This window comes from Bacillus cereus group sp. N14 (genome assembly GCF_016483555.1).
GTDB classification, from domain to species: Bacteria; Bacillota; Bacilli; order Bacillales; family Bacillaceae_G; genus Bacillus_A; species Bacillus_A wiedmannii.
Genome location: NZ_JAEHBQ010000014.1, coordinates 43,632 through 69,191 on the forward strand (window position 1 = coordinate 43,632; position 25,560 = coordinate 69,191).

Below are 25,560 nucleotides of genomic sequence, written 5' to 3' on the forward strand. Positions count from 1 at the left end.
AAAAAATCTGAAAAACAATGTTTTTTGAACATTCAGAAAAATACAAGCTAATCTTTACAAAGAAAACGTTACCACGTGTTACACAATCTTTTTATAGTACATAAGGGGTTTCTTGATACACGTAATAATTCAGCCAATTAGAGAATAATAGATTCCCATGGCTCCTCCACCTTACAAGCGGTTTCTCATTTGGATTATTATGCTTAAAATAATTTTTCGGCACATCAATATTTAACCCTTTTTGGCGGTCCCGTTCATATTCTTGCTTTAGCGTATCACAACTATATTCACTATGCCCGAGCGCAAACACTTGTCTTCCTTCTTGCCCAATAACAAGGTGAACACCCGCTTCCTCAGAATTTGCTAATAATGTTAAGTCTGTCACCTCTCTAATATCACGCTCTCGTACTTCTGTATGACGAGAATGCGGGGCAAAAAACAATTCATCAAACCCTTGTAACAATTTCACATGTTGCTCACGAACTTCATGTTCAAATACACCGAACATTTTTTCCTTAAGAGGATACTTTGGAACACCATAATGATGATACAAGCCAGCCTGTGCCCCCCAGCAAATATGAAGCGTAGATGTTACATTCTTTTTTGAATACTCCATAATACGTTTAAGCTCTTCCCAATAATCTACCTCTTCAAAAGAAAGAGTTTCAACTGGTGCTCCTGTAATAATAAGTCCATCAAATTTCTCATTCTCAATATCACGAAATGTTTTATAGAAACTCGTTAAATGTTCCTGTGCTACATTACGGGACAAATGCGATTCCATATGAAGCAAATGAACATCTAATTGCAGCGGTGTGTTGCCAATTAAACGAAGTAATTGCGCTTCTGTTTCTTGCTTTGTAGGCATTAAATTTAAGATAGCAATTTTCAATGCCCGGATATCTTGTGTTTCTGCTCGCTCCTTCGTCATTACAAAAATATTTTCCTTCTGCAACACTTTGCGAGCTGGTAAATCTCTATCAATTATGATCGGCATGTTCTTTGCCTCCGACTAGCGCTGCTTCTAAATCTGCAATAATATCAGAAACATCTTCTATACCAACCGATAAACGAATTAAATCTGATGTAACGCCAGCTAGACGCTGATCTTCAGCACTTAATTGTCTATGCGTTGTGCTAGCAGGATGTATAACACAAGTTCGTGCATCCGCTACATGCGTTACGAGAGTTGCTAGTTTTACATTTGCGATAAATTCTTTCGCTGCTTCTAATCCGCCCTTAATGCCGAATGTTAAAACACCACTAGCACCTTTTTTCAAATACGTTTGTGCTAACGAGTAATTTTCATTACTATCTAATCCCGGATAATTCACCCACTCAATACGTTCATGGTTAGCAAGCCACTTAGCAACTGCGAGAGCATTTTCACTATGACGCTCCATTCTTAAATGCAGCGTTTCTAAGCCGATATTGCTAATATACGCATTGAATGGGCTCATACAGTTTCCGTAGTCTCTTAATAATTGAACACGCGCCTTCACAATATAAGCTGCTGCACCAAAATTTTGAACGTAACTTACGCCGTGATAACTTGGATCCGGTTCAACAAGTTCAGGATATTTCCCATTTGTCCAATCGAAGTTCCCTCCGTCAATGACAATACCGCCTAAAGAGCTTGCATGACCATCAATATATTTCGTCGTAGAATGAACGATAATATTTGCTCCGTGCTCAAATGCTTGGCATAAATAAGGAGTTGCTAATGTATTATCCACGATAAAAGGTACTTCTAACTCTTTCGCTGCATCTGAAAATTCTTTGAAATTTAAAACGTTCATCGCTGGATTTCCTAACGACTCCGCATAAACAAGTTTCGTCTTATCATTAGCAAGGGCCACAATTTCATCAGCACTTAAATTCGGATTAAAGAACGTAACGTCAATACCAAGCTTACGCAAACTCACTCCAAATAAATTAAACGTTCCGCCATAAACTGTGGAAGAACAAAGCAAGTGGTCTCCGCTACTACAAATATTTAAAACAGCAAGCATAATAGCAGCCTGCCCAGAAGCCGTTGCAACAGCTCCTACACCACCCTCTAAATCCGCTAACTTTTGCTCAAATGCAGCTAAAGTAGGGTTTCCAATACGCGTATATATATATCCTTCTGCCTCTAAATTAAATAGCGCTGCTAAATCATCTGAAGTATCGTATTTATACGTTGTACTTTGATAAAGTGGTAAAACACGCGGTTCACCATTCTTTGGTGTATAGCCACCTTGCACACAAATTGTTCCTTTTCCCCATGATTCTCCCATCTCTCATTCTCCTTTCTTTTATACAAAATAAAAAAACTGCTCCTTTCCTGAAAACAAGAAAGGAGCAGTTTGAAAACACGCTCTAAAGGCTCTTTCTTATCTTTCAGGATTATTACCTGCAGGATTTGGCACAATTCCGTTATACGGCTGTTGCCAAGGTTTCATCGGGCCTGTCCCTCCACCTTTTCTTGATAAGACTATGCAATTACCGTTGATTTTATAGCAATAATTTCCTAATGTCAATTAGTTTTTCTGAATGTTCTAAATTAAATACAAAGAATTTGACATGCATAACAAAAGAAATATATTCCATATTTATTTGAAAAAGACCTTTCAAAACCCACGATTACTATATAAAATTAAGTAAGTAGTTTAACTGTATACATTTCAAATTCTCACGAGACCTCAATATATTGAATAAGCCAACCTCTCAAAAAGATACTATACATATTCCTTTCACAGTAGCATATTTAATCCTTTCGACATTAAAACTTACATAACGGAGGTATCACATGACAAACACAAAGGACATGCACTATATAATCGTCCTATACGGCATTCTTTTAGGCTCTATAGTAGGAGCTACAGTCTGGCTATTTTTAGTTACAATAAATATCGGCATTCACTTTATTTGGGGATACTTACCTACTATTTTCTCTTCTCCCCCGTATTACACTATTTGTGTAACAACTATCGGTGGTATTCTCGTTGGTTTAACCCAAAAATACTTCGGCACATATCCACGTCTTATGCCGGAAGTGATGGGTGAATATAAAAAAACAGGTAGAATTGAATACCGTTTTATACATAAAGCTACTTTAACTGCGATTATCGTTTTAATATTTGGAGCTAGCTTAGGTCCCGAAGCAGCACTTGTTGGAATTATCGGTGGACTTTGTACATGGGTAGGAGATCGCTTTACATTTGCCTTAAAAGGAATGAATGAACTAACAGAGGTTGGAATTGGCGCTACTTTAAGTGTAATTTTTAACGCGCCATTATTCGGTTATTTAGCTCCAAATGAAAATGAGGGTGAGCAAATTAACGAATTTTCTAAAGGAAAAAAAGCAATTGTATATTTAGCTACCACTTTCGCTGGCTTTTCCGTTTATTTATTACTTAGTAAATTCGATAATCGCGGATCCTTTATCGTTAATTTTGGGGAAGGTTCCCTTTCTCTTAATGAATGGATTGCCTTTCTACCACTTGCTAGTATTGGTGCTATAGTTGGTTTCTTTTATTTCAAATTTGAATTCACATTAGAGAAATTAATCGATCCCTTCAGGGAATACAAACTATCGCTTGGAATTATCGGTGGTATTTTATTAGGAATTACAGGAACTTTTCTCCCGTACACGTTATTCTCAGGAGAACACCAATTAAAAGATTTAGTCGTTGAATGGAGTCACTTATCCTTCTGGGTACTACTTCTTTCAGGTGTTTTAAAATTATGTATTACTGCCGTTTGTTTAAATACAGGTTGGCGCGGTGGACATATTTTCCCAATTATATTTGCTGGATCTAGTATCGGATATGCTATAGCTTCCATTATCCCGATAGATCCAATCGCTTCGGTAGCCATCGTCACGACAGCAATCTCAAGCTATGCATTAAGAAAACCAATTGCTATAACATTACTATTACTCATGTTTTTCCCGCTCAATTTACTATTACCAATGCTTGGAGCGGCAGCGATTGGTAATGCATTTCCACTGCCTAAAAACAACGAAGTTACAAACGAATAAAAATAGGCAGTAGGGACAAAAGTTCCACTGCCTATTTTTATTACACACGTTGCTTCAATAACGCGTATAACTCTTCAAAATTTTGTACTTCATATGTTGGCACAATCTCGCTATTATTTGATTTCTTTTCTGGATTAAACCAACAAGTATCAATTCCCGCTACATATCCACCTTTCATATCAGCACTTAACGAATCCCCAATAATGAGCCCTTCTCTAGGAGAAAAATTAGGAATTCGTTCAAAAACATAATCAAAATACTCTTTCATCGGCTTTTGGAATCCTGTATCTTCAGAAACGAAAATATCTTTAAACAAGGCATGTAATCCTGCATTACGTAAACGTTTATCTTGCGTCTTAGAAACACCGTTTGTCACTATATATAAATTGTACTCACTTTGAATTTGATTTATAAATTCAAACGCACCTTGCATAAGTTGGTCTCCTTCTTCTAAGTAGCTACGATAACTATTTTCGAATAATATCCCATCTACCTCTTCCCCGTATTCTTTAAACAAAATCGAAAACCGTGTATTTACGACTTCATCACGGTTGATTTCACCTTCTTCAAAAGCATCCCAAAGACTTTTATTAATTTTTTTATACTGCACTTCAACCTCGCTAGTTAGAGGAATCCCTTTCTCTTCAAAAAGCATACGTAACGCCACTTTCTCCGCCTTTTGAAAATCTAACAATGTATCATCTACATCAAATAGCAATGTTTTATATTTTTTCATAAGCCCTTCACACACTCTTTTCTACAAAAATAAATTTACGTAAATCGTATCATTCCTTCTTGTAAAAATAATAGGAGATATCTCATACTAAACATGAGGTGAAAATATGAAAGTCAGCAAAAATAGCGACGAAATCTCTCATTACATGCAAACTTACAACTGCCATACTCTTTTTTCTTTTGATGTCTTACCTTACGCTGAACTACATTCCTTTCAAAAGAAAGAAAGGATATGTAATGAAGGCGTTGATGTTCCTTATCTTTATTACTTAATTTCCGGGAAAGCGAAAATATATATGAGTCACAAAAACGGGAAGGTCTCCTTAATTAACTTTATTCAAGCACCTTCGTTCATTGGAGAATTAGGATTAATTGGCGTAGAATCCGTTACGAAAACAGTGGCAGTGATTGAAGATTGTATGTGCTTAGCGCTTCCTCTTAAAGATTGTCAGCATCTTTTGTTGCAAGATGCTATATTTCTACAGAAATTATGCAAATTTATCGGCGAAAAAACAATTAGCCGAACAGAAAGTTACGCTAAAAACAATAGCTATCCGTTCGAAAATCGATTAGCGGCGTTTATTCTATTAACAGAACAAAACAACAGTTATACAGAAAAACATACCGAGGCTTCAGAATACTTAAATGTCAGCTACCGCCATCTTTTATACGTATTAAATCAGTTTTGCCAGCAAAATTACTTAACAAAAGACGGAAGAACCTATTACATACAAGATCGAATCCAATTAGAAAAACTGGCTGAGGAACTTAAAATATAAAAAAGTAGCATTAACGTTTATCTGTTAATGCTACTTTTTTTGAGTGACGATTCTATTTTTAATTAAAATTTGCTTGCTACTTTAGCTGCTTCTTCAAGACCAGCTGTAATGATCTCTTCTGCTTTATCTGGGAATTGGTTATGTCCTTCAATAACTACTGTTTCCATATTTGTTGCACCGAAGAAGCCCATCATGCTTGCTACATATTTAACAGCCATTTCTACTTCAGCTGCTGGACCTTCAGAATATACGCCGCCGCGCGCATTTAATAATGCAATCTTCTTATCTCCAATTAGACCAACTGGACCTTCTGGCGTATATTTAAACGTTTTGCCAGCTCGGTTTAAATAATCAATATATGTGTGTAGTACTGCTGGAATCGTTAAGTTCCATAATGGGAAACCGAAAACGACTTTATCAGCTTCTAAAAATTGATTTAAATACTTATCAGCAACTGCTACTGCTTTTGCTTCCTCTTCAGTTAAATCAAATCCTTTACCTGCTTTAAACGTACCATTAATCATATCTACGCCTACATATGGTAATTCTTCTTTATATAAATCAAGTTCTACTACTGTATCATTTGGATGTGCTTCTTTATAGTTTGCTAAAAATGCCTCGTATAATCTCACACTAACTGCTTGTTCCGCTGGGCGGTTGTTTGCTTTTACAAATAAAACTGTTGCCATTGTTTTTCCTCCTAGTACTCACTCTTCTGTTGTTATATGCTTTCAAAAAAGGTATCCCTTGTAATTGTTGTTTTGTTGCTTACAAACATATTTTATCTTTATATCAAGACAATTTCGTCCTCACATAGACGTATTTTTCCATAAAAAAAGTCCACCTTCTAAAGGCGAACTAGGTCTTACGACTTTTGTCTTATACAATTCCATTTTTCACTGCATATAATGCTGCTTGCGTGCGATCAGATAAATTCAACTTACTCAAAATACTACTTACATGCGCTTTTACCGTTTTTTCTGTAATAACTAAAACAGAAGCGATCTCTTTATTACTCATCCCTTTCGCTAATAGCTGCAACACTTCATTTTCTCTCGCCGTTAGCACATCCACTTGAATAGAAGGTTCTTCTTCCTTTTCTTCCACAGGTAATGTTTGAGAGAGAAGAGTATTTGCTATATCTGGATGTAACTGTATATTCCCTTTATACGCACTACGAATTGCCTCAACAAGTTGATCTGGTTCTACATCTTTTAAAATATACCCGCTTGCTCCCGCCCTTAACGCTGGTAAAACATGCGCCTGATCAGAAAAGCTTGTTAATACAATTACTTTCACATCAGAATATTCTTTTTTGATACACGCTGTCGCCTCAACGCCATCCATTTCGGGCATATATAAATCCATTAGTACAACATCAGGATTTGTTTCTCCTACTTTCACTAATGCTTCTTTCCCGTTATTTGCTTCTCCAACTAACTCTAAATCTTCCTGTGTACTTAAGAAAAATGCTAATCCTTTTAAAACGACTGTATGATCATCAACTAATAATACTTTTATTTTCACAAACTTCCCTCATTTTCACATCATAATGGTACATTTATTTTTATACTTGTTCGTTTTTTTTCACTTACAATTTTAATTGTTCCACCAATTAGTTCTACTCTTTCGCGCATCGTTGTCATGCCAAGTGACTTCTTCTCTTTTATGTCCTTTTCTATAAACCCATTACCTTGATCCACTATCTCTAATGATACATTGTTCTCAGTTACTTTAAAATAAATCGTCGCTTCCTTTACACCTGCATGCTTACTCACATTGTTTAGCGCCTCTTGTCCAATGCGCCACAGTGCTTCTTCTACTACACGAGGTAAGTCACGAACACCAGTAACTTGCTCCCTAATCTTCAATCCTAAGTTTTCACCGTACTGCTTTAGAGCAGGTAATAACCCTTTCTCTAATCCTGCCGGACGAAGCTGCCAAATTAATGTCCTCATTTCTTTTAAAGCTCCTTGTGCTAATTCACGCATCTCATGCAAAGATTGATCTACCTTTTCATTTTGACCTTTTAAAACTGCCTCAGCGCCTTTTGTCATAAAGGTTAACGAAAATAGCTTTTGTGAGACTGAGTCATGTAAATCTCTTGCCAACCGATTCCTTTCTTCCATTCGTACAAGTTCACGGCGCTGCTCATTTAATCTTAAATTCTCGATTATTAACGAGACATGATTCGATAGCGCTTGGATTACATCTATTGTGTTAACATCAAATTCTCCATTATTCAAACTAACACATAAAACACCAAATATATGATTTTGAATATGTATTGGTGTAGCAATAACAGCTCTATTTAGATGTACACTATGCCCAATTTGATGTTTTAGTAGCACCGGCTCATCTTGTTCTAACGCCTTCTTTGCCGCTTCTTTTACATCCTCTTGTAACTCTTCCTGACTATAGGACGCTCGCAAAGATAATTCCTTTTCTTCCCTAATAAAAAAAGCCACTTGATTCCATTGAAATACTTCACCTATATGATTTACCACTTTTTCAGGTAATACATTAAATTTATGAATCGTTTTTAAATCTTGAATAAAACGTTCCAATTTCACATAATAATGTGCTCTTCGCTTTTCATTTTCATATAATTTTGTTCGCTTTAAGGCCGTCCCAATTTGGAAAGCAACCGATTGAAGTAATACTAATTCTTCTTCCGAAAAATGCGTTTTACCAGGACTTGCTACATTTAACACACCAAACTTTTCTCCTCCAGCCTTTAAAGGAACCGTAGCATGATGAAGAATGCCTTCTGTATCTCCCCAACTATATTCAATTGCATTATTAATTCTTTTACATTCAATAATATTAACGGCTCTCTCCAATTTCCCATCCACAAAGCCACGTAAACACCAACATTCCCCTTCACACATCGGACGTTTATTTTCATATGTAAGTGCCTCTGGCAACTGGTAATCAATCAACTTCGTATACTTCCCATTTTCATCCGCAAGAAAAATCCATCCTGTCGTTAAACCTGTTACACTAAGCAATTTTTCTAGCACCGCTTGCAATACATGGTATGTATCATTTGATGTATTTAGTGTTTCTGCAATTTCTTTTAATATAACTAATTCATTTGTGCGATTATCTCGAAACATAATCAGTCTCCTACACGCAAAATTTTAAATAGCTCCTAAAATAAATCATCTACTTTTCACTTTGTACTTATTCGTAACATTGATATAATGGTGAAAACATAGTTTTCATTATATCACTTGAGGGGGCTTTCATAATGACATTAAATAAAGCACTTACTATCGCTGGTTCTGATACAAGTGGCGGTGCTGGTATACAAGCAGATTTAAAGACATTCCAAGAACTTGGTGTATACGGAATGACATCTCTTACGACAATCGTAACGATGGATCCACATAACGGTTGGGCACATAACGTATTCCCAATCCCAGCTTCTACATTAAAACCACAATTAGAAACAACAATTGACGGTGTTGGAGTAGATGCTTTAAAAACAGGTATGCTTGGATCAGTAGAAATTATTGAAATGGTTGCAGAAACAATCGAAAAGCATAATTTCAAAAATGTAGTAGTTGATCCTGTTATGGTATGTAAAGGTGCCGATGAAGCATTACATCCTGAAACAAATGACTGCTTACGTGACGTTCTTGTGCCAAAAGCATTAGTTGTAACGCCAAACTTATTTGAAGCTTACCAATTAAGTGGCGTAAAGATTAATTCTCTTGAAGACATGAAAGAAGCAGCGAAGAAAATCCATGCTTTAGGTGCGAAATATGTCCTAATTAAAGGCGGAAGCAAGCTTGGTACAGAAACTGCAATCGACGTCCTATATGATGGAGAAACATTCGATCTTCTAGAATCAGAAAAAATTGATACGACAAATACACACGGCGCAGGTTGTACATATTCTGCTGCTATCACAGCAGAACTTGCAAAAGGAAAATCCGTAAAAGAAGCAGTAAAAACTGCTAAAGAATTTATCACAGCGGCTATCCGCTATTCATTCAAAATTAATGAATACGTGGGCCCAACACATCACGGTGCATATCGTAAATTCGTTGTATCAAAAGAACTTGTCTAACATATGAATAAAAATACCCACAGAGTTCTTACATTGCCTCTGTGGGTATTTTTATGGGGCTTTACATCTTCTGGTCATCTTACCTTTAAGATGCAGAACTGACCTGATTTCTTCCATTTCTTTTAGAGTAATATAATGCATCATCAGCTGCTTGAATAAATTGATTTGGTGATGACTCAAACTCTGAAATCCCTACTGAAACCGTAATTTTTATTTTTGTTCCATCTAACAATTGAAATGAATGTTTTTCAACAGCTGTACGAATTTGCTCCCCCATACAAATCCCATAAGCTATTTCCCTCTTCGGTATCAAAAGTGCAAATTCCTCTCCACCCTTTCGAAAAGTCAAATCCGGAAATGTTGAAATTTCTCTTAAAATACGCCCTACTTGTTTTAATACTTCGTCTCCTGCAGGATGTCCATACGTATCATTTACATGCTTAAAGTGATCAATATCGATAAGTAGTAAACAAAGTGAATCATTTTTCATACGTTTATTACTAATATGACGATTCATCTCTAAATCAAATTGCCTTACGTTTCCTAGACCTGTTAATGCATCTATCGTTGCGTATTGCTTCATCGTTTGAAATAACTCATTAGATTGCAATACGTAATTTGCACTAAAAAACGTGATATATCCTGTAACAATACTAGAAAATAAATATAATCCCACTATGTGGATGTCTTTAATTAACCATATATATAGCGCTGGGATTAGAATAGATAAAATATATGTATGTAACCATGCCCACTTTTCTGCTAAAGAAAGCTTCATACGCGAAATAAAGATACTACCTATCCCTATCGCAATGATTGTATAAAAAGCTACTTGAGAAGCTAATGAATAATCCATAAATAATAATCTAGTTACTAAAATCATACTAACAGCTATAGTACTCGCTATTGGTCCTCCAATTATAACGGCTAGAATGACGGCTATGTAGCGTAAATCCAATAGGATAGTACCAACATGAACACCGAAATACATTAGTAATATACCTAATATTCCAGTAAAAACACCTACTACACATTTCTGCCAAAAAGAGAACCCTTCTTTTAATGGCTTGTCTCTTAAAAGCTGACCTCCAATAAAAATAAAGGAAAGAATAATTGTTGTGTTTATAAATAGATCCCTTAACATAAAATAATCTCCCTACTTTTCCATCTATCCCTTTCCTTATTTTATTGTATACGAAATCCCTATAATTCCCAAAGCTTTTATTTATTTTTTGCTGTTCCACGTGAAACAGCAAAAAACAAAAAAGGACGAAAGTTCGTCCTTTTTTGTTAACAGCAACGTGATATCTTTCCGCCTTTTGCATTAAACCTAGCTTCTTGCGCCTCAGCAAAAAATTGCTTTTGACATACAACCTCTTCTTCTGGATGATGCTTTTTCATATGCTCTACATATGTTTCATAGCTTGGTACCCCAACGAGTAAACTAATAAAGTGTTTCCTTTTTCCCCATACTTTCCGTAGTCGTTTAAGCATAGTTCCTCGACTCACTTTCATCTCTAGAAATATATGGCGCCTCTTTTAACGGCATCGGCTTATTTCTTAATACTTGAATCCAAATTCGAATTGCAGAAATTAATACAGCGATTACAACTATCATAAAAATCCCACAAAGCGCTGCATCAATATAATCATTGAAAATAATTTGTTTCATTTGAGCGACATTTTTAGCTGGTGCTAACACTTTTCCCTCATCTAATGCTCCCTGAAACACCTTTGCATGAGATAGAAATCCTATTTTAGGGTTTTCATGAAATAGCTTTTGATAACCCGCCGTCATCGTTACAATAAGCAATCCGACAGTTGGAATAAGTGTCACCCAAACATATGCCTTTTTCCCCATTTTGAACAAAATTGTCGTTCCAAGTAATAATGCAATACCTGCTAACATTTGATTTGCAATACCGAAAAGTGGCCATAATGTATTAATTCCACCAAGCGGATCAACTACCCCTTGGTATAAGAAATAACCCCATCCTAATACGCATAACGTTGTAGCTATCACATTCGCTAATGTAGAATCTGTTTTCCCAAATGGCTTATATACATGTCCTAAAATATCTTGAATCATAAATCGGCCTACACGCGTTCCAGCATCAATTGTCGTTAAAATGAATAGAGCTTCAAAAAGGATTGCAAAATGATACCAAAAGGCCATCATGGCTGTTCCACCTATTACTTGTGAGAAAATATACGCCATACCTATCGCTAACGTTGGTGCACCACCTGTGCGTGATAAAATCGTTTGCTCTCCAACGTTTACAGCGAGATCTTTTAGTTCATTTGGTGTAATAGCAAATCCCCATGAGGAAATAACTTGAGCTGCCTGCGAGACATCCGTACCGATAAGTGCTGCGGGACTATTAATCGCAAAATAAGTTCCTGGTGTTAATACACAAGCTGCAATCATCGCCATCGCGGCTACAAATGATTCCATTAACATTGCCCCATAACCGATTGGCTGTGCGTGTCCCTCTTGTTCAATCATCTTTGGTGTCGTACCTGATGAAACGAGAGCATGGAATCCAGACACCGCACCACAAGCAATTGTAATAAATAAGAATGGGAATAAGTTTCCAGAGAAAACAGGACCTGTTCCATCGATAAATTTCGAAACTGCTGGCATTTGTAAATCTGGTGCTACAATTAAAATACCAATTGCTAATCCAACAATTGTTCCGACTTTTAAAAATGTGCTTAAATAATCACGTGGTGCTAAAAGCATCCAAACTGGTAAGGCCGATGCGATAAATCCATATACAATAAGCATAATAGCAATCGTTTCACCGCTAAACGTGAACATGCTTGCAAGCGTTGGATGCTCTGCTACATACTGTCCTCCAATAAGAGACAGTATAAGTAGAATAATTCCGATTACTGACCCTTCTCCAACACGGCCAGGCCTAATGTAGCGCATGTACACTCCCATTAAAATAGCAATAGGAATCGTTGCTGCTATCGTAAACATTCCCCAAGGACTTCCGACAAGCGCCTTTACTACCACTAATGCTAATACCGCTAATAAAATAATCATAATGCCTAAAATGCCTATCATTGCAATAAGCCCTGTAACAGGACCGATCTCATCTTTAATCATTTCTCCTAAAGATTTACCATTCCGTCTCATCGAAGCAAATAAAATTACAAAATCTTGTACAGCTCCAGCGACAACTACCCCAACAATAATCCATATTGTCCCTGGTAAATATCCCATTTGCGCTGCCAAAATCGGTCCTACTAAAGGGCCTGCCCCAGCAATTGCTGCAAAATGGTGCCCAAATAATACCCACTTATTTGTCGGAACATAATCTTTTCCATCGTTTAATGTATGGGCTGGCGTTTGCCTATTATTATCTAAACCAAATACCTTTCTCGCTATAAATCTACTATAAAAGCGGTAAGCAACTGCATACACACATACCGCAGCTACTAAGAGCCACACGGCATTAATAGTTTCACCTTGTGATAAAGCTATTACACCAAAAGCACCTGCGCCTACTGCTGCAATAACTCCCCATAGTAAAATCGACTTCAATGTTTTCACATACAATCCCCCCAATACTATCGCTTAGTGGGATTGTACTAAATTTTCTGAATATTTAATTTGAATCCTCCTTATCATGAAGGATTTTTAGTTTATCATGTTAAAAAATTCGCATTACCTACTATAATTCAATCTTATTTCGAAGTCGTTTCACATAATTACGACTAACTGGAATCGGTTGCTCATCATATTTATCTAAATACAGATTATATGTGCCATTATAATAAGGTTTTAGTTCTTGTACATATGACATATTAATTAAATAACTTTTATGCACACGTAAAAAATCATATACATTTAGCTTATTTTCCAGCTCCTGAAGTGTATATGTTGAAATATACTGATTATTTGTTGTATAAATTGAAACCGTTTTGTTTTCCTTATTTTTGCTTACATATACAATATCTTCAGGGAAAATATACCGAATTCCCTCTTGACCTTCTATCGGTAGTTTTCGCAAATAACTCTTTGCTTTCTCGCCTTGCTCTTTACACATTCTATATAAAAGGAATTGCAAATCTTCCTCACGAAATGGGCGTAGTAAATAATAAAATGCTTGAAAACGAAATGCCGTAATCGACTCTTCTATATCTTCACCCATAAAAATCAATTTCGTATAACAATTTACTTCCCTTAATAAACTCGCATATTCAAAACCAGTTCCATCTAGTAATTTTGAATTCAAGAAAACAAAATCTGGTGTATGCTTTTTCATGATAAATAATGATTCTGCTCCCGTATTCGCTTCAAAACATTCTACATTCCTTATATTTTCAGTAAATTTTTCAGCTAAACTTCTTCGCTCTTCTGCTTCTTCCATGATCAGTAAAATTTTCATTTCTTCAACCACCTAATTCTTTTGTCCATATGTCTTGTTGTATACATTCGCTTTTATAAGAAACATTCCCTTTTTCTTACTATACCATTATTTATCTAAAAAAACAGAAAAAAGGAAACCACGACGGTTCCCCCTGCCCTTTTATTCCATTATTTGTAGGAAGTAACACTCACTGAATGCGAAGAAATGAGTGTTACTTCCCCAAAAACACAATTGGTGCTGGCTAATAATCAGCGAGGGATAAATCCCTCACCGATTAAACTTTCACCTTATACTAATTCTCGTTGCTTCGTTTCTTGCCCAAGTACAATTACAGCAACTACGCCAATTAAAATTGATCCACAGAAAATCGTAAATATTAGTGATAGTGAAGCCTGTGAAGCAACTAAATATCCTACTAATAGCGGCCCAAGAATACCACCAATACGACCGAATGCTGCTGCCATCCCTGCACCTGTACCACGAATAACCGTTGGATACTGTTCCGGTGTATAAGCGTATAATGCACCCCAAGCACCTAAATTAAAGAAGGATAGTAACATGCCTGCTACGATTAATACCGTTAATGACTCCGCCACTCCAAACAAATAAGCACTACATGCTGTACCGATTAAATACGTAACTAAAACGAACTTACGACCAAGTCGTTCAATAAACCAAGCAGCCGTGAAATATCCTGGCAATTGAGCTAACGTCATAATAAGTACGTACTGGAAACTTTTTATTAAACTAAATCCTTTTAATACCATCACACTAGGTAACCAAAGGAACATCCCATAATAGGAAAAGACAACAGAAAACCATAGAATCCATAACATAATTGTTGCCTTACGATATTCCCCAGACCAAACTGACTTTACATTTTCAATAACGGACGGTCTTTTTTCAGCCTTTTGAAATCTCGGAGAATCCGGTAAATTCCATCTTAAATATAAAGCATATAATGCCGGAACCGCGCTCAATACCATTGCAACTTCCCACCCATATTTCGGAATAACAAAATACGAGATAAGGGCTGCAATTAGCCATCCACCTGCCCAAAAGCTTTCTAATAGCACAACTATTTTGCCACGTTCATGCGCTTCAACGCTCTCTGATACTAATGTAGACGCAACTGGAAGCTCTCCGCCAAGCCCCATACCAATTAAAAATCGTAAAACAAGGAACATCGCAAGTGTCGTCGTTAAAGCAGTTAAACCACTACCGATAGAAAATAGTAATAATGTAATAATAAAGACTGATTTCCGCCCTATTTTATCTGATAGTATTCCAAAAACGAGTGCTCCAACTGCCATACCAATCGAATTAATGCTGCCTATCCAGCCCATTTCTTGCGTACTTAATCCCCAATCTTTTTGCAGTGCTACCATTACAAATGAAAGCATTCCAACATCCATTGCATCAAATAACCATCCAAGCCCTGCTATACCAAGTAGCTTTCGCTTCGAAATTTCTTTCACCTTGCCCACAAGAAGTCCTCCTTACACAGCTGTCTTTACACATCATTTTACATGTGTGAATTACATAAGTAAAATACTTTCGTGTAAAAAATTCTCCTTCTTCTATTCCCAAAAAATAAAATACTTATCCCGCCTCAAAATTCAGCTGGAGCGAAAGAGTTAGATTGAAGATCAACTGCCAGTAAATGTCCGATTGGTGAAGACTAACAATCAGTAGGAGATGAACAAAACCTCACTGATTAAAGTTGCATTTTATCAAAAATGGCCAAATAAAAAAGTAGCGATATTCCGCTACTTTTTCGAACGCATAACTTCTTTTAAAAATTCCACTAATACTAACTGACGACGCCAGCGCGTTGGATTGCTACACAATCTATAAAACCACTCTAAATAAATCGATTGAATCCATTTTGGTGCACGTTTTACCTCTCCAGCCCATACGTCTAAACTTCCACCTACTCCAACAGCCATTTTCGTTTCTAAACGATGCTTATTAGTTTGGATAAAGTTCTCTTGTCTCGGGAAACCAAGTGCGACAAGTAATAGATCTGGTTTTGCTTCTTGAATACGAGAAATGATATTTTCTTCGTCCTCTTGTTTAAAATACCCATCTTGTATACCCACAATAGATACCGCTGAATACGTCTTCGTTAAATGATCTGCTGCAGCTTGTACAACATGTGGTTTTGCTCCTAATAAGAAAACGGATACTGGTTTATTCTCTTCTGATAACTTCGCAAACAAATTACACATTAAATCAAAACCTGCTACACGCTCTTTTACAGGTGTACCAAGCATACCACTTGCTTTTACAACTCCAATACCATCAGGTGTAATTAAATCTGTATTTAATAATGTTTTATGGAACTTTTCATCCTTTTTTGCACACATAACAATTTCAGGATTCGCTGTTACTACCTGAAAAGTATGCGTTCGCTCCAATTCTAGTTGCCCCTTCAAATATTGGACCGTTTCATCCATTGTCATTGTAGAAAAAGGAACACCTAGAATATCAACCGTTTTTACTTCCATGATTAACTATCCTCTCTATTTCAGTAAAAGTTTTTTATATGCATTATAAGTATCTTCATACAAATTTTTTAGGGAGAACTGAGTAGATGCATGATTATATAAACGATTTCCCATCGCTTCTAATTCACCATTCAACCATTTTTCGTAAGCATTTTCTAATGCGCTTGCTAACGAGTCTACATCACCAATTGGTACAATCCAGCCATACGTATCATCAACTATTAACTTTTTCATATCACCTACATTTGTTGCAATAGAGGTTAAGCGTTGATTTGCTGCTTCTAATAAAACGAGAGGGAAACTTTCACTATAAGAGGTTAACAAATTAATGTGTGCAGATGCATATAATTCTTTTGAATCTGTACGAAAACCTAGAAAAATCACCTTATCCTCTAGTTTTTTTTGTTTCACCATCTCTTTTAATTCTTCTTCTATAGGTCCGTCACCAAGCAAAAGTACCTTTATATTTGGTATTTTAATTTTTTGTAACGCCTCAAACAAAATGTGGTGGCCTTTCACAGGATGCAGACGAGCTACTTGAATGGCTGTAAATACTCCTTCTTCTATTCCAAATTCACTTTTATCATAAGGTTTTGCTGGAACGTTATCATATTCAATTCCATTATAGGTCGTACAAATTTTCTCTTCTGGTACGCCAAGATTTATTATGTTTTTCTTAAAGTTTTCCGTAATTGCAAAAAACAAATCCACCTTCTTGAAAGAACGTAAATTTAACTTCGTAAACACCCACCCTTTTAATCCTCTCTGCATAAAATCCAACGTTGGATCACTATGGACAGTCATTATCCATTTTGCTTTTATACCTTTTTTCAAGAGGGAGAGATAGAAATTCGCTCGTGCTCCATGTGTATGCACAATGTCAAATTGATTTTCATTAATAAATGATTTTATTCTTGAAAGAATGGATAGGTCGTACCGAGATGATTGAGTAAAAACATGCACTTGAATACCAAGGTCTCTCGCTTCTCTAGCAATCGCACCTTCTTCGAATACCATTAATTCCACTTCTTTCTTCGGAAACTGAGATAAAAGTGAAATAATATGTGTTTTTCCTCCGCCCTCTTCTGCACCAGCATTTATATGTAACACTTTCATTTCCTATTTCCTCCACACTTTTTTATTTTTACTTACTATAACAAAAATAAAAGCTAACATGTGCTAGCTTTTATTTTTTAATCATTCAATTTCCAAATCAACAAGTAGGTATGCGCTAATAAGGGCTAAATAAAAACTTACACCCGGTGCCATTAAAACATGACCAGCTATAAATGAAATACCTAGGGCTAAACCTATTCCGGTCATTACTAATACATATTTCACAGTGAATAATTGTTTAAATTTAGTCAATACAAGTCTAATAATTTTAAGTCCAAAGTATACAAAAGGTAGTAAAAGTAACCCAAGTCCACCAATTCCAAATGAATAGAACCAATCATGGAAATCTCGTTCAATTAATTTGGGCTCACCTTTATAATTACCTGAATAACCCATACCTAATATTTTTTGAGAAAGAGGAGCTTTTTCATAGTACTCTTTATACTGCTGTTCAAATAATTCCCTGCCACTAAAGATAATAGCCTGTGTTTCCTCTTTCTGTTCTTTTTCAATTTCAATTTCTTTCTCTTTTTCCGTCTCAATAACGTGAGGTTTATGTTCTTTCAATTCTTCTACTTGTTTCGCATTTTCTTCCTTCTTCTCATTTTGTTGCTTCTCAATTACTTGAAAATGTAGCCCCATATTTTTCATAAATGGTGAGAAAGGAGTGTATGCCATTACCCCTAGAAAAACAGTCATTGCAATCATACCATTTAATACATATGCATTTTTCTTTGTATCTTTACGTTGCATAAATGCCTGAATAAAACACATGATGAACGCAATAATCATTGTAGCAAAAATCGCTCCAAATCCAACCTTTGTACCAACAGCAAACAATGAAAAAATAATCAAAATAGAAGGAATCCAGCAATATATTTTAGACATACTAGTTGTTTTTTCAATAGAATATAAAACAACTATTGGACAAATAATCGCCAGAATTGAACCTAATTCATTCCCTGCATAAAACCATCCACGTGAACCAACCTTTAACCAATCATAACTGTTATAATCTGTTCCTGTTACAACTGAAACTACCATTACTATATTTATAATTAATGCTGCATAGGCAATATTGTTTCGCATTTTAAAATGCCTATTTTCTTTAAGTGATTTAAAGACCAAAATATAGCAAGTAAACATGATAAACGGATATAAAGATTTCGCTATAAACTTAATCTCTTCCCCTAATACGATAGGATCCTTAACCAATTTATTATTAATTAGTCCTATAGTGAAAAAAGCACCCATTCCAATTATATACAGCAAGTACTTAAGATTCCCTCTTTTCCTAGCTTGGAATACAATGTATATTCCTCCTAGGCCCATGACAAATAGACGCGTAAGAATTCCAATGGTTGTATCAATTTTTAAAACCATTATACAAAATGCCGTGAGTAAATCTAGAATTGGCTGTAACATTATAAAAATCAGTAAGAAATTTTCAAATTTACTACTTATACTGTTTTCCTTTAACATTTAAAGCCTCCATAACTATTACATAATTTCAACCTATAAAATAAACATTTTTTATCCATCTCAAATGTTTATTATAGCATAACCTTATTGTTAAACTATCCGATTTATATACCAATTTTTATAATAGAAAAGGTAATAAATTTGTATTTTCAAACGCTTTCTTTCCTAATTTATTCTTTTTTTTTACACGTAAAGAAAATACATTGTTATTTCCAAAACTTTAGTGTATATTTTTTCTCTGGAACATCTTTATAAGGAAGGAATTAGAGCCATGTTATTAATCGATATATTTACGTTTCTTGGCATTATCGCCGCTGCCATTTCTGGTACATTAGTTGGTTTAAAAAAAGATTTAGATTTATTCGGTGTCCTTTGTTTAGCTGTAGCTACTGCGCTCGGCGGCGGTATTATTCGTGATATTATGATTGGTAACCTGCCTCCTGTCGCATTTGTAAAACCCATTTACTTTTTCGTAAGCGTATTATCAGCATTATTTACTTGTATGTTTTTTGAACGCATCAATAAACTTCAAGTCGTTATTATGCTTTCTGATGCTGTTGGCTTAGGTGTTTTTACAGCTATTGGTGCAAATGCAGCAATGTCACATCACGTTGACGCCTCATTTTTAGTAGTTTCAATGGGAGTCATTACAGGTATTGGAGGCGGTATTTTGCGTGACATTTGCGCTCAAGATATCCCTTACGTATTCCGAAAAGAAATTTACGCAATCGCTTCTATCTTAGGAGCAATTAGCTTCCTAATCACACATGCAATGGGCGCGCACGTATTAGCTTTCTATGTTTGTTTATTAGTAACATTCATTATTCGTGTCGTCACTGTAATATATAATGTACATTTCCCTGTTTTCTTTAAAACACATGCTAAAATTAATAAAGGTCATTAAGAGAATTCTACATAGAATTCTCTTAATTTATATACAATTCCATATACTGTAGAGTAATTTTATATAACAATATATAATTACATTAGAATACAAAATTGAAAACGCTTTACAAACAGGGGGAAGAATGATGCTTGGGGTTTTTAAAAAAATTAAAACAAACACCAGTATAATTGAGTTAAGTAAAGGCCAACAAATAATATTTAATGTGCCTGCTAATTCTGAACTAAAAACTCAAATGGATATGCTACATATTTCGAAGGAAGATTTACAAATTGTAAAAGTATTACAGCCGTTTATTTATGAGGAAATAGATTGGATCACTGAAAAATTCTACACCAACATCACAAAACAACCTAATTTAATTGCCGTTATTGAACGCTACAGCTCTATTCCCAAATTAAAACAAACGTTAAAAACACATATTAAAGAATTATTTAGCGGTAATATGTATGAAGATTTTATTGAACAACGTGCTAAAATTGCAAGAAGACATGTACAAATTGGTTTACATAGAAAATGGTATACTGCAGCCTATCAAGAATTATTCCGTTCCGTCATGAAGATTTTGCAAACTAAAATTTCAACAATAGAGGATTTTTCTTATTCTATAAATGTAATAAACAAATTATTTACATTAGAACAAGAACTTGTTATTGCGGCTTATGAATCCGAATATGAAAGAATTCAAAAAGAACATGAAAAAGAAAAAGAACTGACAGCTATGACGATTACACATATTGCAACAGAACTAGCAGCAGTATCTGAAAAAACAAGTTCTTCTATTCAACAGTTAACATCTAAATCAGAAAATATTGTAGGAATTGCAAAAACAGGTACATCATTAGCCACAACATCAGAAGAAAAGGCTAATAAAGGAAAAGAACAATTAAATCTGCAAAACAAACGTATGGAAAGCATTCAAACAAATATGGAAACTATCATTACTGATACTCGTGAACTTCTCGATATTTCTAATAAAATTAACGAAATCATTGATATCGTAAAATCAATCGCTGAGCAAACAAATTTACTAGCATTAAATGCTGCTATTGAATCTGCACGTGCTGGTGAATTCGGTAAAGGTTTTTCAGTCGTAGCGGGAGAAATTCGAAAGTTATCAGAGCAAACGAAAGAATCTATCTACAACGTTACAAAGCTCGTTGAAAAAACTAATAAACAAATTATCCACGTCTCTTCCTCCGTAGAACAAATTAGCTCTCTCGTATCTGAAGGGACAGATAGTATGCATGCGACAGATCAATATTTCCAAGAAATCGTAAAAGATATGTCTAACTCTAAAGACCAGAATAAAAAAATTGAAAATGAATTAGAAGTTATTTCACAGGTAATGAAGAGTATTCAAGACGACTCCTCAAAAATGGCCTTAACAGCGGATAGTTTGCAGCTAGAACTAAACCGATAAAGCAAACAAATATAAGGGTGGAGATTCTTCATCTCTCCTTTGTATGAACTCTAATCATCCATCTACAAAAAAAGAATCCAAAATGGATTCTTTTTATTTTCTGAAAAATATTTTTTGACAGTAAACATAACTCATATAAACACCAAAGCTTTGTAAAATAAACAAGGCTGGCACAATCATATTGTAATATGCCATATGTACTTGGAAAAGTCTTAACAACACATATCCACTAATTAACAGTAAGAACAACACATATCCTTCGTTTTGTTGTGTCTTAATAAGAAAATATAATAAAGCTACAGTCATAAATAACGTTACCACTACATATATAAGTTTTTCATATTTAAGTAGAATAGAATTTATCCCCTCATCTGAAAACTGATTCATTACTGGTTTTAGCAGTTTAAATCTTTCACTCTCAATCTCTTTTAACTTTTGATCAATATGTTCTATTACAGTTTGATTTTCCGGTATTTTTTCCTCTTTTTGATTTTTACCGATTAAAACCGATTGAACATACGTCTCATTCGAAATCGTATATTGTGACATTCCCATTGTCTTAATTCCGTAATTCACACCAAAATGAGTACTATAAAATAAAATAAGTATCCCTATCATCTTTAAAAATACTCTTTTTTTCGTTGCTGATTGAAAGAATTCAATTAATAGCACATACACAGCGATAAAAATAGGGAGGAATAACCCCATTGGGAAAATCATATTGCTAAATGCAAATAAAATTGCCGAAAACACCCACATATAAGGATGCTCTAAGCCTTTATGTAGAAGTATGTAACAAGCAAAATAAAATAGGAATATTGCGAGTGATTCCTGCGTTAATAAAGAACTCATAAATATATTTGGAATATATAAAGCGTAGAACACAGACGCAATTCGACCACATTCTTTCCCAAAAATCATCGCTGCAATACGATAAATGAAAAATGCGGTTCCTGTACAGAACAGAACATTAAATAACTGTAAAACAAATACCGTATCACCAAATATACGAATAACAATCGATTCATAAATAATAAAAGGTAACTGCATTACATTCTCTATATTATTACCAATTGCAATCTGCTTTGCAGCCTCATACATAGCTTTCATATCACCGATTACTGGAACGTCTACAAATAGAACCACACTAAGTCTCACAATTGTAGATATACTTATAAGAAAAATAAGAAATTGTTTATCTGTAAAACGATATTGTAAAATTGATGCCGCTAACAAGATGAGGATAATGAAAATTGCCAATACAATTGTCACACTTGTATTACTTCCTCCCAAAAGTTGCTTGCTTGCTTCAAACGCTGACCAACAACTATAAACAAAAAATGCGAGCATCGCACCGATCATTATTTTACTGAAGAAAAATGAAAAATTTGTTTTTATATGATTCATATGTCCATTGCACCTCTATTTCCATTCATAACACAACGATTCTATCATGAATAGGCACACAGCTGATAGGGAATTTATATGACAAATATGTATTCTTCACTTTTCACTTGCAATGTAAGCGAATCCTCTTTTACACTACACTTTAGACAAAATAAATTTTCTTTCAGTTGCATGAATATACTTGCAGAAGTATTCTTTCCTCTCTATCCATAACTTTTACTCATTTGAATATCTGGTAAAATCCAATAGGAACTAACACTCCTTTTATGTCATAAAGAACATGTCACTCTGATTGAAAACGTAACCTAGGGGCTGATTATATGGAAAAGAAATTTATGAGAGAATCAAAAGCAATTAAAACAACACGTGTTTTCCCAAACGATTTGAACAATCATCAAACTTTATTCGGTGGAAAATTATTAGCGGAAATTGATAGTATTGCTTCTATTGCAGCTGCCAGACATAGCCGAAAACATTGCGTTACAGCATCTATTGATTCTGTTAATTTTTTAACACCAATTCAACAAGCTGATTCTGTTTGTTACGAAGCGTTTGTTTGTTATACTGGTAAATCATCTATGGAAGTATTTGTGAAGGTTATCGCAGAAAGCTTATTATTAGGAGAACGTCGCATCGCTGCTACTTGCTTTATTACATTCGTAGCTCTAAAAGATGGGAAACCTTCTTCCGTTCCGCAAGTACTGCCAGAAACTGAAGAAGAACATTGGTTGCACAAAACTGGTCTAGAACGTGCAGAAGATCGAAAAAAAGGACGTCTAAAAAGTAAAGAAATGGCTGAAGTACTAACTTTAAATAAACCTTGGAGCGTATAAAAAGCAATGAGCGAATATGTAGTATATATATTCGCTCATTGCTTTTTAAACAATTCAAACATCCACTACGATTTTTATAGTCACCCCTTAACCTATATATCTATCTTAACTACGCATATCCATTCTTATTTTCTTTTTTATACAACTTATTTTATATATATTTCTATACAAGCAATAGTTGATTTACAAAGTTTATGTAAGGTACACTTATACTCGTAATTAACAAATGAAGGTGATGATTTATTGCACATATAAAAAAACTATACCTTCAAAACTGTATATAAAATGTATTTCATTATACTAAAATTATTCACACTTCAAATATATTTTTATATGGAGTCAAATAATTAGCTCTAATAAGGGTTCTTAATACGATACAAATGATATTTTGATTAAATCGTATTACTTTAATGAAAAGGTGAAATCATGCAAAAATCAATTATTTCTAATATCTTTTATAAAATGCTGCTCAATACATTTAATATTATACTCCCAATCTTAGTTGGTCCTTACGCGTATCGAATGCTAGGAGCCAAGTCAATAGGAACTGTTAACTACGCCGAAACTATTTTTAATTATTTTTTCATATTCGCAGTATTTGGTGTATATCAATACGGACTACGTGAAATTAGTTTAATAAAAAATGATAAAAGTAAAGTTTCTAAGTTATTTACAAGTCTTTATGTAATTAACTTTACGACTAGTATTTTGGCTTTACTATCCTTTTTACTCTTTAGTTACATTGGATACGGTAACGAAAACTTATTCCCTGTCCTTCTAATTTTCGGCTTCAATTTCATTTCAAATATATTTTATGTGGAGTGGTACAATGAAGCATATGAAAATTATGATTTCATTACTAAAAAAACAATTGTTGTTCGACTTATCTATGTTGGACTTCTTTTCTCTCTAGTTCATGGAGTGAATGATTATAAAACATTTGCCTGCTTATTAGTGCTCTCAACATTCTTAAATCATTTTATTAGTTTTATATATGTGAAACGCCAAGTCAAATTTGATTTTTCTAACTTAACGATTATTCCACATTTAAAACCCTTAGTATTAGTCGTTATTTTTTCAAATGCCAGTATTTTGTACACACAATTAGATCGACTTGTCTTAGGCGCATACGCAGGAAAAATAGAAGTCGCTTTCTATGTTATGGCTTTCCAAATTATGACTATCATCAATACACTTATGTTAAGTGTTGTACAAGTCACGATTCCAAGACTTTCGTATTTATCTGGAAATGCAGCTGAAAATGAATATGAATCTTTATTAAATAGAATTTCAAAAGTATATTTCATTACCTTATTTCCTGCGGCAATCGGTCTAATGCTCATTGCCCATACGGCCGTCATTATTTATGGTGGAAAGGAATTCGCTCCCGCTGGTAATACTTTAATTATTTTTGCTTTTTATATGATCACAGTAGGTATTGAGTCTATTTTATCGAATCAAATTATTTATGTGAAAAAGAAAGAAAATATTTTGGTGCGCTTTTTATTTATTTGTGGATTCGTCAACTTAGTATCCAATATCGCATTAATATTTTTCGATATACTCACTCCCACAACAGCAATTTTCACAACAACCATTGCAAACATTGGATTAATTACTCTCGAATATATATATATAAAAAAGAAATTAAAAGTGAATTATACATTGTTTGATATTCAAAAACTTAAATACCTATTTTATTCTCTAACATTTTTACCAATAGCGTTTATTATAAAAAAATTAGTCTCTGGACAAATCATACAATTCGCCCTAGTAATATTAATATGCGGATTAACATACATTCTTATCTTATTTGTAACAAAAGATGAGATTCTATTAGCTCTACTAGGAAAGCTACAAGCACGATTCAAAAAGGTGTAAACGCAA

22 protein-coding genes, 1 pseudogene and 1 riboswitch are annotated in these 25,560 nt (G+C 34.6%); of the genes and pseudogenes, 8 read left to right on the plus strand and 15 right to left on the minus strand.

The window, feature by feature from the left end; all coding sequences use genetic code 11:
- Positions 1-91: 91 nt before the first annotated feature.
- Both metA and JDS82_RS19315 read right to left on the minus strand, forming a co-directional pair.
- On the minus strand, positions 92-997 hold the full coding sequence (metA, locus tag JDS82_RS19310; protein ID WP_001121552.1) for a homoserine O-acetyltransferase MetA: 906 nt from the start codon (positions 995-997) through the stop codon (positions 92-94).
- Positions 981-2,279 carry a bifunctional O-acetylhomoserine aminocarboxypropyltransferase/cysteine synthase gene (locus JDS82_RS19315; protein WP_000504750.1) on the minus strand — a complete coding sequence of 433 codons (1,299 nt, stop codon included), beginning with the start codon at positions 2,277-2,279 and terminating at the stop codon, positions 981-983. Before JDS82_RS19315 ends, metA begins: the two co-directional genes overlap by 17 nt.
- Before the next feature lie 93 nt (positions 2,280-2,372).
- Positions 2,373-2,477, minus strand: a riboswitch (SAM riboswitch).
- Positions 2,478-2,791: 314 nt separating this feature from the next.
- On the opposite strand from JDS82_RS19315, the gene JDS82_RS19320 reads away from it, so the two are divergent.
- On the plus strand, positions 2,792-4,024 hold the full coding sequence (locus tag JDS82_RS19320; RefSeq protein ID WP_048560457.1) for a chloride channel protein: 1,233 nt from the start codon (positions 2,792-2,794) through the stop codon (positions 4,022-4,024).
- A 40-nt stretch (positions 4,025-4,064) separates the two neighbouring features.
- Here JDS82_RS19320 and JDS82_RS19325 read toward each other — a convergent pair whose 3' ends face one another.
- Positions 4,065-4,760, minus strand: a complete 696-nt coding sequence (locus JDS82_RS19325) for a YjjG family noncanonical pyrimidine nucleotidase (protein WP_199713770.1) — start codon at positions 4,758-4,760, stop codon at positions 4,065-4,067.
- A gap of 106 nt (positions 4,761-4,866) precedes the next feature.
- Between JDS82_RS19325 and JDS82_RS19330 the strand changes: the two genes are divergently transcribed.
- A complete protein-coding gene (locus JDS82_RS19330; protein WP_199713771.1) occupies positions 4,867-5,538 on the plus strand; it encodes a transcriptional regulator YeiL in 672 nt (223 codons plus the stop codon).
- Positions 5,539-5,600: 62 nt separating this feature from the next.
- Here the strand turns inward: JDS82_RS19330 and JDS82_RS19335 are convergent, their stop codons facing one another.
- From JDS82_RS19335 to JDS82_RS19345, 3 genes are all read right to left on the minus strand, one after another.
- Positions 5,601-6,227 carry an FMN-dependent NADH-azoreductase gene (locus tag JDS82_RS19335; protein WP_199713772.1) on the minus strand — a complete coding sequence of 209 codons (627 nt, stop codon included), beginning with the start codon at positions 6,225-6,227 and terminating at the stop codon, positions 5,601-5,603.
- A 190-nt stretch (positions 6,228-6,417) separates the two neighbouring features.
- The gene (locus JDS82_RS19340; RefSeq protein ID WP_000695805.1) at positions 6,418-7,065 is read right to left on the minus strand and encodes a response regulator; all 648 of its coding nucleotides are present in this window, start codon (positions 7,063-7,065) and stop codon (positions 6,418-6,420) included.
- 20 nt (positions 7,066-7,085) lie between these two features.
- Positions 7,086-8,657 carry a GAF domain-containing sensor histidine kinase gene (locus JDS82_RS19345; protein WP_000488146.1) on the minus strand — a complete coding sequence of 524 codons (1,572 nt, stop codon included), beginning with the start codon at positions 8,655-8,657 and terminating at the stop codon, positions 7,086-7,088.
- Between the two features lie 134 nt (positions 8,658-8,791).
- Here JDS82_RS19345 and pdxK point away from each other — a divergent pair, with 134 nt between their 5' ends.
- Positions 8,792-9,616, plus strand: a complete 825-nt coding sequence (gene pdxK / locus JDS82_RS19350; protein ID WP_000174240.1) for a pyridoxine/pyridoxal/pyridoxamine kinase — start codon at positions 8,792-8,794, stop codon at positions 9,614-9,616.
- 85 nt (positions 9,617-9,701) lie between these two features.
- Here pdxK and JDS82_RS19355 read toward each other — a convergent pair whose 3' ends face one another.
- The 8 genes from JDS82_RS19355 to JDS82_RS19390 form a co-directional block, all read right to left on the minus strand.
- Positions 9,702-10,760 (minus strand): GGDEF domain-containing protein, encoded by a 1,059-nt coding sequence (locus JDS82_RS19355; RefSeq protein ID WP_199713773.1) that lies wholly within the window; start codon positions 10,758-10,760, stop codon positions 9,702-9,704.
- Positions 10,761-10,906: 146 nt separating this feature from the next.
- A complete protein-coding gene (locus JDS82_RS19360; protein ID WP_000919820.1) occupies positions 10,907-11,110 on the minus strand; it encodes a YbdD/YjiX family protein in 204 nt (67 codons plus the stop codon).
- Positions 11,103-13,178, minus strand: coding sequence for a carbon starvation protein CstA (cstA, locus tag JDS82_RS19365; RefSeq protein ID WP_046958589.1), 2,076 nt, complete (start codon positions 13,176-13,178; stop codon positions 11,103-11,105). The genes JDS82_RS19360 and cstA overlap by 8 nt, the downstream gene beginning before the upstream one ends.
- 121 nt (positions 13,179-13,299) lie before the next feature.
- On the minus strand, positions 13,300-14,016 hold the full coding sequence (locus tag JDS82_RS19370) for a LytR/AlgR family response regulator transcription factor (protein WP_000698269.1): 717 nt from the start codon (positions 14,014-14,016) through the stop codon (positions 13,300-13,302).
- A gap of 269 nt (positions 14,017-14,285) precedes the next feature.
- Complete coding sequence (locus tag JDS82_RS19375) at positions 14,286-15,485, minus strand: MFS transporter (RefSeq protein ID WP_000521099.1); 1,200 nt, start codon at positions 15,483-15,485, stop codon at positions 14,286-14,288.
- Positions 15,486-15,767: 282 nt separating this feature from the next.
- Positions 15,768-16,508 (minus strand): WecB/TagA/CpsF family glycosyltransferase, encoded by a 741-nt coding sequence (locus JDS82_RS19380; RefSeq protein WP_064449087.1) that lies wholly within the window; start codon positions 16,506-16,508, stop codon positions 15,768-15,770.
- Positions 16,509-16,523: 15 nt separating this feature from the next.
- Positions 16,524-17,624 carry a glycosyltransferase family 4 protein gene (locus tag JDS82_RS19385; protein WP_048566739.1) on the minus strand — a complete coding sequence of 367 codons (1,101 nt, stop codon included), beginning with the start codon at positions 17,622-17,624 and terminating at the stop codon, positions 16,524-16,526.
- An 81-nt stretch (positions 17,625-17,705) separates the two neighbouring features.
- Complete coding sequence (locus JDS82_RS19390; RefSeq protein ID WP_000910731.1) at positions 17,706-19,106, minus strand: O-antigen ligase family protein; 1,401 nt, start codon at positions 19,104-19,106, stop codon at positions 17,706-17,708.
- A gap of 271 nt (positions 19,107-19,377) precedes the next feature.
- Here JDS82_RS19390 and JDS82_RS19395 point away from each other — a divergent pair, with 271 nt between their 5' ends.
- The 3 genes and pseudogenes from JDS82_RS19395 (at position 19,378) to JDS82_RS30395 (ending at position 21,433) form a co-directional block, all read left to right on the plus strand.
- The gene (locus JDS82_RS19395) at positions 19,378-20,010 is read left to right on the plus strand and encodes a trimeric intracellular cation channel family protein (RefSeq protein WP_000924369.1); all 633 of its coding nucleotides are present in this window, start codon (positions 19,378-19,380) and stop codon (positions 20,008-20,010) included.
- A 241-nt stretch (positions 20,011-20,251) separates the two neighbouring features.
- Positions 20,252-20,629, plus strand: a pseudogene (locus JDS82_RS30390) (protoglobin family protein); the annotation flags it as partial.
- A complete protein-coding gene (locus JDS82_RS30395) occupies positions 20,627-21,433 on the plus strand; it encodes a methyl-accepting chemotaxis protein (protein WP_370512820.1) in 807 nt (268 codons plus the stop codon). The pseudogene JDS82_RS30390 and the gene JDS82_RS30395, both read left to right, overlap by 3 nt.
- 93 nt (positions 21,434-21,526) lie before the next feature.
- On the opposite strand, the gene JDS82_RS19405 is transcribed toward JDS82_RS30395, so the two are convergent.
- Positions 21,527-22,840, minus strand: a complete 1,314-nt coding sequence (locus JDS82_RS19405) for an ArnT family glycosyltransferase (protein WP_001015568.1) — start codon at positions 22,838-22,840, stop codon at positions 21,527-21,529.
- A 320-nt stretch (positions 22,841-23,160) separates the two neighbouring features.
- On the opposite strand from JDS82_RS19405, the gene JDS82_RS19410 reads away from it, so the two are divergent.
- On the plus strand, positions 23,161-23,673 hold the full coding sequence (locus JDS82_RS19410; RefSeq protein ID WP_000412137.1) for an acyl-CoA thioesterase: 513 nt from the start codon (positions 23,161-23,163) through the stop codon (positions 23,671-23,673).
- Positions 23,674-24,099: 426 nt separating this feature from the next.
- The gene (locus JDS82_RS19415) at positions 24,100-25,554 is read left to right on the plus strand and encodes an oligosaccharide flippase family protein (RefSeq protein ID WP_048566741.1); all 1,455 of its coding nucleotides are present in this window, start codon (positions 24,100-24,102) and stop codon (positions 25,552-25,554) included.
- Positions 25,555-25,560 lie beyond the last annotated feature (6 nt).